Source organism: Galbibacter kalidii (assembly GCF_026241135.1).
GTDB lineage: Bacteria > Bacteroidota > Bacteroidia > Flavobacteriales > Flavobacteriaceae > Galbibacter.
This window is the reverse complement of record NZ_JAPFGA010000013.1, coordinates 1-14031: the sequence shown is the minus strand read 5'-3', so window position 1 is coordinate 14031 and position 14031 is coordinate 1. Positions and strand designations below refer to the sequence as shown.

The 14031-nt window shown below is 39.0% G+C and carries 10 protein-coding genes; 4 read left to right on the top strand and 6 right to left on the bottom strand.

What is annotated here, in order from left to right; translation table 11 throughout:
- Positions 1 to 31: 31 nt before the first annotated feature.
- The 3 genes from mfd to OOZ15_RS13285 form a co-directional block, all read right to left on the bottom strand.
- Positions 32 to 3409, bottom strand: a complete 3378-nt coding sequence (mfd, locus tag OOZ15_RS13295) for a transcription-repair coupling factor (RefSeq protein WP_265956912.1) — start codon at positions 3407 to 3409, stop codon at positions 32 to 34.
- A 40-nt stretch (positions 3410 to 3449) separates the two neighbouring features.
- Positions 3450 to 4466, bottom strand: coding sequence for a UDP-glucose 4-epimerase GalE (gene galE, locus OOZ15_RS13290; protein ID WP_265956911.1), 1017 nt, complete (start codon positions 4464 to 4466; stop codon positions 3450 to 3452).
- Between the two features lie 138 nt (positions 4467 to 4604).
- The gene (locus OOZ15_RS13285) at positions 4605 to 5753 is read right to left on the bottom strand and encodes a DegT/DnrJ/EryC1/StrS family aminotransferase (RefSeq protein WP_265956910.1); all 1149 of its coding nucleotides are present in this window, start codon (positions 5751 to 5753) and stop codon (positions 4605 to 4607) included.
- A gap of 412 nt (positions 5754 to 6165) precedes the next feature.
- Here OOZ15_RS13285 and OOZ15_RS13280 point away from each other — a divergent pair, with 412 nt between their 5' ends.
- Together OOZ15_RS13280 and OOZ15_RS13275 are read left to right on the top strand one after the other, a co-directional pair.
- Complete coding sequence (locus tag OOZ15_RS13280) at positions 6166 to 7386, top strand: 3-deoxy-D-manno-octulosonic acid transferase (RefSeq protein ID WP_323053906.1); 1221 nt, start codon at positions 6166 to 6168, stop codon at positions 7384 to 7386.
- 112 nt (positions 7387 to 7498) lie between these two features.
- The gene (locus OOZ15_RS13275; RefSeq protein ID WP_265956908.1) at positions 7499 to 7759 is read left to right on the top strand and encodes a hypothetical protein; all 261 of its coding nucleotides are present in this window, start codon (positions 7499 to 7501) and stop codon (positions 7757 to 7759) included.
- 209 nt (positions 7760 to 7968) lie between these two features.
- Here the strand turns inward: OOZ15_RS13275 and OOZ15_RS13270 are convergent, their stop codons facing one another.
- The 3 genes from OOZ15_RS13270 to OOZ15_RS13260 are packed head-to-tail and all read right to left on the bottom strand — an operon-like array spanning position 7969 to position 11959.
- The gene (locus OOZ15_RS13270) at positions 7969 to 10491 is read right to left on the bottom strand and encodes a TonB-dependent receptor (RefSeq protein WP_265956907.1); all 2523 of its coding nucleotides are present in this window, start codon (positions 10489 to 10491) and stop codon (positions 7969 to 7971) included.
- A complete protein-coding gene (locus OOZ15_RS13265) occupies positions 10478 to 11386 on the bottom strand; it encodes a FecR family protein (protein WP_265956906.1) in 909 nt (302 codons plus the stop codon). The genes OOZ15_RS13270 and OOZ15_RS13265 overlap by 14 nt, the downstream gene beginning before the upstream one ends.
- Positions 11387 to 11437: 51 nt before the next feature.
- The gene (locus tag OOZ15_RS13260; RefSeq protein WP_265956905.1) at positions 11438 to 11959 is read right to left on the bottom strand and encodes an RNA polymerase sigma factor; all 522 of its coding nucleotides are present in this window, start codon (positions 11957 to 11959) and stop codon (positions 11438 to 11440) included.
- 178 nt (positions 11960 to 12137) lie between these two features.
- Between OOZ15_RS13260 and OOZ15_RS13255 the strand changes: the two genes are divergently transcribed.
- Together OOZ15_RS13255 and OOZ15_RS13250 are read left to right on the top strand one after the other, a co-directional pair.
- The gene (locus OOZ15_RS13255; RefSeq protein WP_265956904.1) at positions 12138 to 12779 is read left to right on the top strand and encodes a hypothetical protein; all 642 of its coding nucleotides are present in this window, start codon (positions 12138 to 12140) and stop codon (positions 12777 to 12779) included.
- Positions 12780 to 12890: 111 nt separating this feature from the next.
- Positions 12891 to 13850, top strand: coding sequence for a DUF4382 domain-containing protein (locus OOZ15_RS13250; protein ID WP_265956903.1), 960 nt, complete (start codon positions 12891 to 12893; stop codon positions 13848 to 13850).
- Positions 13851 to 14031: the final 181 nt, after the last annotated feature.

Below are 14031 nucleotides of genomic sequence, written 5' to 3'. Positions count from 1 at the left end.
ATGGATGCGTTAATGACTTAAAGTTAATAATTTATGCTTCCTGTAAATTCATAAACGGTTTTAAAACCTGTAATGCTTTGTCAACTGACTTAATATTTTTAAATGTGATAAGCAATCTTAATCCGTTTCGGGTTTGCTTTTCTTTCATTTTGCATTTATCAGAATGCTGCTGAACATATTGAAGCACATGACGAAAACGAGTACTTTGATAGAAACTGCTTTGCTGATCGGAAATAAAATACCCGACCATCTGGCCTTGTTTTAACAAAATCCGTTCCAAACCCATTTGGGTGGCCGCCCATTTTAAGCGAACACTGTCCAGAAGTCCCTTGGCTTCTTCAGGGAGCTCACCAAACCTATCGATCAATTTGGACTGGTAGACTTGCAATTCTTCTTCATTTTTTATAGTGCTCAGTTCATTGTACAATTTGAGACGCTCTGTAATAGCATTGATGTAATCGTCCGGGAACAAAAGTTGCAAGTCTGTGTCAAGTTGTGGCTCTTTCACATACACTTTATCTTCTTCTGAGGTATTGTAAAGCTCAGAAAATTCATTTTCCTTCAATTCTTCAATGGCCTCGTTGAGGATTTTCTGATAGGTGTCAAAACCAATTTCGTTGATAAATCCGCTTTGCTCACCACCCAACAAATCACCGGCACCGCGTATTTCCAAATCTTTCATGGCGATGTTGAATCCGCTGCCCAATTCGGTGAATTGCTCTAATGCCTGGATTCGTTTACGGGCATCTTCAGTCATGGCAGAGTAAGGCGGCGTGATGAAATAGCAGAACGCTTTTTTGTTGCTTCGTCCCACACGTCCACGCATTTGATGAAGATCGGAAAGTCCGAAATTATTGGCGTTGTTGATGAAGATAGTGTTTGCGTTAGGCACGTCCAATCCACTTTCGATGATTGAAGTAGCGACCAAAACATCAAATTCGCCATTCATAAAAGCAAGCATGAGCCTTTCCAGTTTTTTCCCGTCCATTTGCCCGTGTCCGATACCTAATTTAGCATCAGGAACAAGACGTTGTATCATTCCCGCTACTTCCTTGATGTTTTCAATGCGGTTATGAATAAAGAAAACCTGTCCACCCCGTTGAATTTCATAGGAAATAGCATCCCTGATAGTTTCTTCGCTGAGTTGGATAACATGACTTTCTATCGGATAGCGATTGGACGGTGGTGTGGTGATCACCGAAAGATCCCGGGCAGCCATCAAACTGAATTGAAGTGTCCTCGGAATAGGTGTAGCCGTAAGGGTGAGGACATCCACGTTTTCTTTTATGGTTTTGAGCTTGTCCTTAACCGATACTCCAAATTTTTGCTCTTCATCGACAATCAGTAAGCCCAGATCTTTGAGTTTCACATTTTTGTTCACCAGTTGATGTGTCCCGATGATGATATCTACCTTTCCGTTTGCCAAATTCTCCAAGGTGTCCCTTTTCTCTTTGGCGGTTCTGAATCGGTTCAGATAATCAACAGTAATAGGCATATCAGCCAGTCGTTCGCTAAAGGTTTTGTGGTGTTGAAAGGCCAAAATGGTGGTGGGAACAAGTACAGCCACTTGTTTGCCGTTGTCAACAGCTTTGAAAGCAGCGCGGATGGCCACTTCGGTTTTTCCAAAGCCAACATCACCGCAGACTAAGCGATCCATAGGCTGTTCGCTTTCCATGTCGCTTTTTACGTCTTCGGTGGCTTTACTTTGATCGGGCGTGTCTTCATAGATGAATGAAGCTTCCAGTTCGTTTTGCAAATAACTGTCGGGTCCGTATTGAAAACCTTTTTCTGTTTTTCGCTTTGCGTATAATTTTATCAGGTTGAAAGCGATTTCCTTGACCTTGGTCTTGGTTTTCTTTTTGAGGTTTTTCCAGACATTGGAACCTAACTTGTATATTTTGGGAGCTTTGCCGTCTTTTCCGTTGTATTTGGTGATTTTATGAAGCGAATGGATGCTTACGTATAAAATATCGCGTTCGCCATAGATCAATTTGATGGCCTCCTGTAGCTTACCTTCGACCTGTATCTTTTGCAAACCACCGAATTTTCCAATGCCGTGATCCATATGGGTTACATAATCTCCGATTTCCAGATTGGTGAGTTCCTTTAGGGTAATAGCTTGTTTCTTGGAATAGCCATTCTTTAGATGGAATTTATGGTAGCGCTCAAAAATCTGATGGTCAGTATAACAGGCTATTTTAAGGTCGTGGTCAATAAAACCTTGATACACGGGAAAAACTACCGTTTGATAATGCACTTCCTCTTCCATATCCTCAAAAATGTCGTGGAAGCGTTTCGCTTGTTGCTGACTCACACAGAGAATGTAGTTGGTGTATCCTTTTTCGTGTTTGCTATTCAAATCCTCGATCAACAAATTGAAGTGTTTGTTAAAAGAAGGTTGAGGAGCCGTGTTGAATGAGATAACCGTATCATTTTCCGCCTGCGGAAGATCGTTGCCTATGGTAACAGAGGTATACCCTTCCAGTTGTTTTTGGATAAGGTTTCCGGTGCAAAAAAGTTCTTCAGGAGGTGCATGTTTAATGTCTTTGGAGAGCGTTTCAAAGGTTTCTTCAGCTTTTTTGAAGAGTTTGTCGATCTTGGAAAGCAGCAATTCGCGGTTTTTTGAAAAAATAACCGTTTTTGAAGCAATGTATTTCAGGAAACTTTCGCGATCTTCTTCCAAAAGTTTGTTCTCAACATTTGGGATGATGGTAATTTTCTTTAGTTTTTCGGTAGAGAGCTGGGTTTCTACATCAAAAGTCCGGAGACTGTCCACTTCATCCCCGAAAAATTCGATACGGTAAGGTTCATCGTTGGAAAAAGAAAAGACATCCACAATTCCACCGCGAACTGAAAATTCGCCCGGTTCGGTAACAAAATCAACACGTTTAAACTGATATTCAAACAAGGTTTCGTTGATAAAGTCGATGGAAAGACTGTCGTTGAGGTTGATTTTCAGGGTGCTTTTATTGAGTTCCCTTTTGGTCACCACTTTTTCAAAAAGAGCATCAGGATAGGTGACAATAACCGCCGGTTTTTTCCGGGAATTGATACGGTTGAGCACTTCCGCCCGCAACAATACATTGGCATTGTCGGTTTCTTCAATTTGATAAGGTCTTCGATAACTTCCCGGATAGAAAAGTACGTGTTTTTCTCCAATGAGTTGTTCGAGGTCGTTCAGATAGTAAGCCGCTTCTTCCTTGTCATTAAAAATCAGTAAAAAAGGTAATTCTACTTCTGAAAAAGCATTGGCAATGACGACAGATAATGATGAACCAACGAGACCTTTTAATTGTATTTTGTGTTGCGATTGGGCAATAGATTCCCCTAGTTTCTGTTGTTGCAGAGACTCTTTATACGTTGCTATAACTTGCTGAAACCCGGATAGCGTGGCTGTGTTACTACTCACTAAAGCATTATTTTACCGCAAAAGTACATAAAAATTTCTCCTACCCACGTACCTTTTTTTCCCATTTCCATGCGGAAGCCATAGCGTCGTTGAGCGATGATTCTGCTTTCCAACCGAGTTCGTTATTGGCTTTGGTGGTGTCTGCATAGGCAGCAATCACATCACCAGGACGTCTGTCAACAACCTTGTAGTTCAAAGATTGACCAGCTACTTTTTCAAAACTGGCGATGACTTCCAAAACAGAACTTCCTGTGCCAGTTCCGACATTAAAGACCTCGTAATTGGCTTTGTTCTTGTTTTCCATCAGGCGTTCTAAAGCGATAACATGGGCTTTGGCCAAATCGACAACGTGGATGTAATCGCGGATGCAGGTACCATCTTCCGTAGGGTAATCCCCTCCGAAAACCGAGAGTTGTTCGCGCAAACCAATTCCCGTTTGCGTAATAAAAGGAACCAAGTTTTGTGGCACTCCAAGTGGTAATTCACCGATATTGGTACTTTCGTGTGCTCCAATCGGATTGAAGTAACGCAGGGAGATGGCTTTTATATTTTGATAGACTTTACAGGTGTCCTGAATGATCTCTTCACCTATTTGTTTGGTATTCCCATAAGGCGACTCTGCTTTTTTTACAGGGGCGTCCTCTGTGATAGGGAGTTTGTCTGCTTGTCCGTAAACGGTACAGGAAGAACTGAAAATAAAAGAAGCATCTTTTTTGGCAGATAATTCCTGAAGCAGATAAACCAAAGTACTGAGGTTGTTCTCATAATACAGTAATGGTTTTTCCACACTTTCACCTACAGCTTTAGAAGCCGCAAAATGGATAACGCCTTCAATATCATCGTGTTTTTTAAAAAAATCGGATACGGCCGCTTTTTCACGAAGATCCAGCTTTTCAAACAAAGGTTTTTTTCCGGTTGTTTTGGCAATTCCGTCGAGAACATCTATAGAAGAATTAGAAAGGTTGTCGATGATGATGACTTCAAAGCCTTTGTTTTGAAGTTCCACTACGGTATGTGAGCCTATAAATCCGAGACCGCCGGTTACTAGTATTTTCATTTCTTTAAAGTATGATGGTTAATTTTTCATTGATGTCATGCTGAGTAATGTCACCCTGAGCCTGTCGAAGGGCTGTCGAAGCATTTCGAGGTTGTTATGCACTTCGACAGGCTCAGGGTGACATTTGTTTTTAATATTTTAACTGATAAAAGCCTTTATTTTATCAGTAATAAATCCAATTTGCTCATCGTCCAATTCGGTGTGCATAGGGAGCGAGATCACTTCTTTTACCAATTGCTCAGTTACCGGAAAATCGGCTTCATCATATCGCTCATCCACATACGCTTTTTGTCGGTGAAGCGGAATTGGGTAATAGACTCCGCATGGAATCCCGTTTTCATTTAAGAACTGCACCAGTTCGTCCCTTTTTCCGTTGGTAATTCTAAGGGTATATTGATGAAAAACATGATGGCTGTTATCCTCAGTTAGGGTTTCATTTCCTGCCAAGACTGGTGTTATGATGTGTTGGTGGTCTTTCAAGGCTTCTGTATATTTTATGGCCGCTTTTCTTCTTTCGGTGTTGTATTGGTCTAAAAGTGGAAGTTTAGCCCGTAAAATAACTGCTTGAAGGGAGTCTAACCTTGAATTCACCCCTACAACATCGTGGTGGTAACGCTCGTACATACCGTGGTTAACGATCCCACGAATGGTATGTGCCAGATCATCATCGTTGGTAAAAATAGCACCACCATCGCCGTAGCATCCCAAATTTTTGGAAGGAAAGAAAGAGGTAGCGGCTACATCGCCTATATTTCCTGATTTCTTTTTGCTTCCGTTCTTAAATGTATAATCGGCACCAATACCCTGGGCATTATCTTCAATGACATAAAGGTTGTGTTCCTCGGCAATTTCCATAATGGCATCCATATTGGCACACTGTCCGAAAAGATGCACCGGGACAATAGCTTTTGTTTTTGGGGTAATGGCTTTTTTGATCGCTTCCGGATCAATATTGAAGGTATCCGGTTCTACATCCACCAAAACAGGCGTCAGATTCAATAGGGCGATGACCTCTGCGGTCGCTGCAAAGGTAAAATCGGCTGTAATGACTTCATCACCAGGCTTGAGTCCGAGTCCCATCATGGCGATTTGTAGCGCGTCTGTTCCGTTTGCACACGGAATAACGTGTTTCACATCCAGATAATTTTCTAATTCTTTTTGGAATTTTTGAACTTCAGGACCGTTGATAAAAGCAGCAGATTCTAAAACTTCATTTATGGAATTGTTAACTTGGTCTTTTATAAAATTGTATTGACTTTGCAAGTCAACCATTTGTATTTTCCTCATGGAGATCGTTCTTAATGTATGAGACAAAATTACAAAATTAAGCATGCCCTTCCAATGTATTAACCTGAGTTTAATTATTATCACAAAGTCAAAATCAATAAAAATACTCAGTTACAAGGCAAATTTTTGAGGGATAGCCATAGCTATCGCGATAAAATTTAACACAGTAAATGGGTGTTTTTATTGCTGAAGTTTAAAATGTTCAGTTTTAAACAGCAATCTACTTCACTTTTTTAATCCGTAATATCCCGATATTGCGTCATAAAAAAGTTTGTACCTGCCTGCCGGTAGGCAGGTCTCACTATTTAAAACCGTTTTGACAAAGTGAGAATAATTGAACTCAGGTTATTAACAGAAAGTAACGTATTTTAGCGACAAACGGAATAAAGTGCTTTTTTTATATAACATTTTGATGTATTTAGCCGCTTTTGGAGTAAAAATAGCGGCCTTGTTTAGTGAGAAATTCAAACTTTTTACTAAAGGTAGAAAGGGTGTTTTTGATTATATAGCTGAAAATATATCGGATACCGATCAAGTGATTTGGTTTCACACCGCTTCTTTGGGTGAATTTGAACAGGGGCTACCTGTTATCAAACAAACAAAAGAGGATTTTCCCGATTATAAGATTTTGGTCACTTTTTTCTCCCCATCGGGTTATGAGGTGAAAAAAAATACGGATGCTGCCGATCTGGTGTGCTATCTTCCATTGGATATAAAACGTAATGTTATTCGCTTTTTGAGTTTGGTCAAGCCCAAATTAGCAGTTTTCGTTAAATATGAATTCTGGCCAAATTACCTGAATATGTTGAAGGAAAAAGAGATCCCTACACTCTTGGTTTCAGGGATTTTTAGGGAAGATCAGGCGTTTTTTCACAGTTATGGAAGTTTTATGAGGAAATCATTGAAGGCTTTCGATCGTTTTTTTGTTCAAAATGAAAAATCAAAACAGCTTTTGGAAAAAATTGGCTTCGACAATGTAGAGGTTAGTGGTGATACACGATTTGACCGGGTGGCGGAAATTTTGGAGCGGGACAATACCCTGTCTTTTGTTGAGGACTTCAAGCAGGATAAAATGTGTTTTGTAGCGGGAAGTACCTGGCCGGAGGATGAAAATTTGATTACAGAATACATTAATAAGGACAATTCAGAAAAGATAAAATATATCATAGCACCTCATGTTGTTGACAGGGAGTCGATAGATAAGCTGTTGGAGAGTATCCATAAAAAAACAGTCCTTTTTTCTGACAAGGAAGGGAAACAACTTCAAGATTTTGACGTTCTTATTATAGATACCGTTGGACTGCTGACCAAAATATACAGTTATGCCGATATCGCTTATGTAGGCGGTGGTATGGGAACCAAAGGATTACACAACACACTGGAACCGGCGGTTTTTGGGATTCCGGTGATTATTGGGAAGCGTTATAAGGGCTTTGAAGAGGCTGAAAATCTAGTTGAGTTAGGAGGGATTATATCTGTTTTCGATAAAAAAGAGTTTGCATCGGAAATGACAAACCTTATTGAAAATCAATCGGTTTTGAAGGAAAGGTCAGAGATTAACAAGAAATTTATTAATAAAAATAAAGGCGCTAAAGTCCAAATAGGGTATTATATTCGTAAATTAATTGAATAATTTTTAGCTTTTTTATAATTATCAGAAAACTGTTAAAAATTTATTTGTGTACGAATGAAATATATTGTTACATTCGTATTGCACAATTTAAGTAAATCATAAAACTAAAATCATGAAAAAAGTAATTTTAAGTTTAGCCCTTGTATTGGCATTAGGATTTTCTGTTGTTTCTTGTAAGGAAACCACTAAAGAAAAAGCTGCTGACACGGTAGAAAGTACTACTGAAGACGTAAAGGAAGCTGCTGAAGAAACTGGAGAAACAGTTAAAGAAGCTGCAGAGAAAACAAAAGAAGCAGCTGAAGAAGCGGCTAAGGAAGTAAAAGAAGATGTAGAAGGAGCTGTTGAAGAAGCCAAAGAAGAGGTTGAAGGCTAAAACCTAAAAAACTCTTTTAAAAGAAAGATTAAAATCCCTGCTTTATAGCGGGGATTTTTTTGTTGGAAAGAGGGGGCTAAAAAGTTTTAAATTCGGATGTCATACTGAGCTTGTCGAAGTATAGTCAATTGAAAAACAATAAGTCTTCGACAGGCTCAGACTGACACAAATCAGATCAATCAAGATCTTTTTAGACACCCTCTTTTTGATTAAAACATATACCTAAGCGCAATATTAGGAGTTAAAGGCAAGGCATTACGGTCTACTTGAACGGCATTTTGATCGTCTTCAGGATCAACGGTATAATAACGACTGATGATATTCTCCCGGTTGAGAACATTCAAAATTCCTGCTTTAACAGACAGGGAGCTGTCTTCAGAAAACGGAAAAGTAAAAGCAGTGCTAAAATCCAAACGGGCGTAGGTGGGTAAGTTATAGGCATTTGTTTCACCGTAGTTTACCCGTGTTGTATTTCCATCCAAAACAGTTTCTTCACCCGCTACAGGCTGTGTATAAGGTCTTCCCGTTTTTTGGATAAAACCTGTGGAAATACTCCAAAATTCATTGAAATAAAAACTCATTCCAGCAGAAAAACTGTGATCGACATTAAAATTTCCGGGGAATGATTCGTCGGACAAGGTTTCAAATAGATATTTCTGTTTGCTAAAAGTATAGCTGGTCCATAAATGAGCTTGATTCAATTTTTTGTTAATCAGGAATTCCGTTCCGGCGATTTCAGCCGAACCAATGTGACCATCGTACTGCGCTTGTCCGTTAAAACCCTGACTTTCCGATATCAGATTCTCTGTTTTTTTATAAAAACCGTTCAATTCCACATACCAATTATTGTTTTTGTAATCCACCCCGGCAGAAACTTGCTTGCTTTTCACGATGGGGATGTTGCTATCGCTGTTTACCCATCTCCTGTTCTCAACGCCTAGAAAGTCCTCGTTTAAGTCTATAAATTGTGTGGTGGTTTGGTGTTTGAATTCCCCTTGGATTTTAAAAGCAAAGGTGCTTGATAATTTTTGATTGAAACTCAATCGGGGTTCTGCCAGAAAACTTCCGAAGCGTTCAAAATAATTCAACCGCATACCAGCCCGAAGGAAATTACTTTCCCCCGAATAGGTAATTTCTGAATAAAGCGCATGTTTTCTGTTGACCTTTTTTTGGATGATCTCATAGGTAGGGTTGATCACATACGAGGCATTTAAAGTTCCGGTTTCCGAATAATCATATCCGTTGAGCCATAAAAAATGATCGCTTAATTTGGTAAAGGTATTGAACTTGATCCCGGTTTCTTCTACTTCATTTTCTTGCTTCAGACTCTGATCTGATTCCAGGTCGCGGTCTTCCGTTTCCAGATTGTATTTTGAAAAATAGGTGTGCAATTCCGTTTTAAAAGTATCACTCCACTCACTGATCGCTGAAAAGCCTACGCCCAAATTATCTTGTGATAAAGTGCTCAATCTGTTTTCGTTATGACTTTCATCTGTTTCTGAATAATCCAGCGTGTTTTTTACATTGATAAAACTGAGTGATAATTTGTGACGATCTACAGGGGTGTAGATTAATTTGGAGGTAATATCGTGGAAGACGAAATCAGATTCGGAATCTACCTCTGCATTGTTCAGTTCGCTTTCCTGAAAACTCCTTTCAAAATAATTTTTATAGGTAGGCGATTCATAGATGTCGGTAAAAGATCGTCGTCCGGTCAAGGAAAGGGATAATTTATCAGAAAGTGGGATGTGCGTCAAAAAATCGGCACTTAAAAAATCGGAGCCTACGCTTCCGTTGAAGCGTTTTTGGACTTTGTCGTCGGCTTTCATGATAATCGTGCCCGAAACACCATCAGTATATTGAGAACTGGTTCCGTTTTTGATGATTTTAACTTCTTTGGTAACCTGCGGATTAAAAGCAGAGATCAATCCGAAGAAATGCCCGGAATGATACATTTTTATTTGATCCCACAGCATCAGGTTTTGATCGTGTGAACCTCCTCGGATGTTGATATCGGCCACCGATTCGTTGACACTTTCAACCCCGGGCAATACCTGTATGGTTTGTAACACATCGGGATTGACCATACCGGGAAGGATACCGAAATCGTCGTTGGAAATCTCAATGCTTCCATCAGCTTTTTTAGACAACCCGCTGGTGAATAAGTTGGTGAGGATGATCTCATTCAGCTCAAAACTTATACTTTTCATATAAATTTCAGGACAATTGCTTCCTTTACTCACCAAAGCTGAAACTTTTTCTATGATTTTTCCATACCCCAAAAAACTAATGGTGAGGATAGCGTTACTGCTTACGTCATTGAGTTCAAAGCGCCCGTTTTCATCCGTGATCGTCGATCCGCCGGATCGTGTTGTGATAGTGGCTCCTTCAAGTGGAAAGGTAGATTCAGTATCTTTTACAATACCACAAATACGTTCCAGTTGTTGACTGCGTTTTATCGCTATCTGGTCATCGGCAATTTTTTTGCACTCAAGCAATGGGTGTTGATTGATAAAGGCGATAAGGTCATCCAGAGTAAGGTCTTTGGAAGGAGATGAAAGGGTAATGCCTCGCATATCGTCTTCTATGTATGAAATGGAAATTCCGTATTGGTTTTCAATCTCACTAAAAACTTCCTTGATGGGCGTTTTTTCTTGGGCATAGCAACCATAAAAAGTAATGCCGAATAAAAATGATAAAAGAAAACAAAAACAGACTTTAGTTTTTCGCATATAGTTTTACGACTTTCTTGTCGGTTATTTCATATTCCAAATTCATTAAAAAACCGATGACCTCTATAGCTTTGTCCAGATCGTTGTTGACAAAACTTCCTGTGAACTTTTTATCCAGTAATGTTTTATCGGGAATAACTACTTCAACATCATATTGTCTTTGTAGCTCTTCCACAACAACGTGAAGAGGCGTGTTGTAAAAAGTACTTTCGTCTTGTAGCCAACCCGGCTGTTCAGCATCAAAGTTAGCCATTTTACCGGAACTGTTGTCTGTAACGGAAACATAAGTTCCCGGAGTCAGCACAAAAGTATCTTCCGATGTTTTTACTTCCACTTTTCCTTCATAACAATATACCTCAAACAGGTTTTTGCGTTCCCTTACATTAAATTGGGTACCCAGAACCTTGATATTTCCTTGTTCGGTTTTTACGGTAAATGTTTTTCCTTTTGCTACTTTAAAGTAGGCCTCTCCCTTTAACGTAGCTTCCCGTTTTTTATTCCATTTTTTTTCAGAATATTTCAATTGGGATTTGGCGTTTATCACAACTTCTGAAGCATCGGGAAGTGTGATCAGGGTTTGTTCAGCTATACCGGTTTCTACAGTGGTAAGCCTGTTATTAAAAAATAAGAAAGTGGAAAATATCAAAACGATAGAAGCCGCCACAGCTGCAACTCGATACCACTTGGATGAGAGCTTGATAACGCGACCTTTTGAACGTTTCGACTTAAGGTAGGCCAATTGTTCTTCAGTATCAAAATCAGGCGCACTGAATTTTTCGATTTGCCGAATGATAAGTTTGAGGGACTTAAAGTCTTCGGTTTGTCTCAATTCAGTAAGCTCATCCTGAGATAAATCTCCGTTGAGCCATTTTAGTATGTTTTCTTCATTTTTCATTTTACCACTTTCTCATTTATAAGACACTTAAAAGCTAAAAAACCCCACCTATCATCTTCTAAAATATTCAAACTCTTCCCTCAATTTCTTTAAGGCGCCCATCATTCTTTTTTCTACTGCTTTTGTTGAAACCCCCAACATTTCGGCTATTTCTTTATACTTTTTTCCGTCAATACGGTTCAGTAGAAAGACCTCTCTTTGTCCATCACTTAAATTGGCAATGGCATTTTGTAATTTCTCGTTGAATTCTTTTTCCCTCAAGATAAATTCGGGATCCTGTTGAGTGGATTCTTTTACCGGATGGAGTTTGTTGTATTCCAAAACCACTTTTTCATGCCTGGCTTCATTAAGGAAGAGGTTATTGGCGGTTTGAAACAAATAACTCTTTGCTTTGTTTAGTGAAACTTCGCTGCATTTGTCCCACAACTTTATAAATGCTTCCTGTACCAAGTCGAGTGCACGCTGCTTGTCGCCACACCTGTAGAACATAAAGTTGTGTAAGGATTGAGAGTTTTCCCGGTAAAAACTATCAAATATAGTGTCCTTACAAAGACTGTCTTTTTCTTTTAGCATAAATAACGATTACATACATTTAGTCAACTACATCAATACAATTCATAGGGCAATAAATCAAATGTACAAATTCATTTAAGTAAATTTAAAAAAAATTAATTTTGGGGTAGGGTAATTTGAAAGAGAAGTGTCTTACCAATAGAAAGGCACAATTTTAAAAACAAACATTGAAGTGCTTATGAGAACAAAACTCATATATATATTATTAGGAATGGCTGTGATGGCTTGTCAGGATGATATCGATGTTGATACATCCAACGGAGACACCAACAACAAAGAGTCTGTGTTTACGTCCAAGGCAGAAAGAAATACCATGTTGAAGGGACAAGTAGACGATTTGCTTGATAGCATGCCGTGTAGTATGGTGAATTTGCCGGTGGATGTTACGATCAATAATGACAATCTGGTAACTATAAGTACTTTAGCAGACTTGGAGGTGATTCTACCGGGGGATATTATTAAGTTTACGTTCCCTATTACGGTAACCAATTATAACTATGAAACCGTGACTATAAGCAATCAAGGAGAGTTTATAAAATTGCAGGAAGAATGTAGCACACGTATCGATAATGGAGAAGGTCCGATCACTTGTGTCGATATTGAATATCCCATCTATATTTTTTCGGCCTTGGGAGACAATGCCCAGACGAGCCATAACTTAGAAAGTGATGAAGAATTTTATTTATATCTAACCAATCTGTCAGAAAATGAAAATTATAGTATCAACTATCCAATAAATATAAGTGTAAACAATTCTACCACAGTAACGATAGAAAATGATGCGTCATTTACGGAATATCTTGATGGATGTGACAATTAAATAACCCCATTTAAAATATTAATAACAAACGACTTAGAAGGTGGCGACTTTCTGAGGGTGGATAACTACGCAATAAACAGAAAATTGGAAATTAATTTAAAACAAATTATTATGAAAAATCGAGTATTGAATTTAAAATTAGCAGTCTTGGCCATAGCAGTCCTGTTTATGTCTTGTTCAAAAGACGACGATAGTGGAGCCGGGACAGAAGAAGAGGCCTATAACACAGAGGTAGCTATTACCGATGCGCCTATCGACAATGCAAATATTCAAGCGGCAGTTGTAACTATTACCGGAGTGGAAGTAAACGGAAATGCTGTTGAAGGATTTACAGCAACTACGGTCGATTTGATGACTTTGCAGAACGGAACTACTGAACTTTTAGGGAATATCGACTTGAAAGCTCAGGAAAATGCATCTGTAAGTTTGATCCTGGATTATGAAAGTGATGTTGACGGAGATGCTCCCGGATGTTATGTAGAAACTGTAGATGGAACAAAACATGCACTAGTGGCAGCATCCAATAAGATCGATATTGCTCAAAAAGTAGAGGTATTTGCATCTACTGCCAATAAGATCATTGTTGATTTTGACTTGAGAAAAACAATTATAGCGGCAGCTGAAGCTGGTGATGAGTTTGATTTTGCTACTGATGCCGAGTTGTCTTCAGGATTACGTTTGGTAAATGAAGTTGAAGCCGGGAAAATTTCCGGAAATGTGAACGACAGCCAAAATACTTCAGAAACAATTGTTGCTTATGCTTATGAAGCAGGAACCTATACTGAAGCTGAAGCCGAAGGACAAGGGGCGAGTAATGTGACTTTTGCCAATGCGGTGACCAGTGCCAAGATAAACAACACCACAGGTGCTTATGAATTAAACTTTTTGAAAGAGGGAGATTATGAGGTTCATTTTGCCTCATATAGCGATACCGATGCTGATGGAAAACTGGAATTCAACGGAGAGTTGCAAGTAGAATCAGCTACCGGAATTGACCTAAGTATGATTGAAATCACCTCACAAATTAATTTGAGTCTTAATGTTACGGTTGTAGGTTTCGTTGGACAATAGATTAGGTTTTGTTGGACAATGATTTGGTTGTAGTTTGTTTGTAAAAGGGCTGCCTTCGTTTTGAAGGGGCCTTTTTCTTTTGATTTGGTAGCATCTCATAAACTGTGTAAATAGAAAATATCGGGGGTCATGACCCCCGATATTTTTTTATTAATTTTAAATTTTACACAGTATGAAGAAA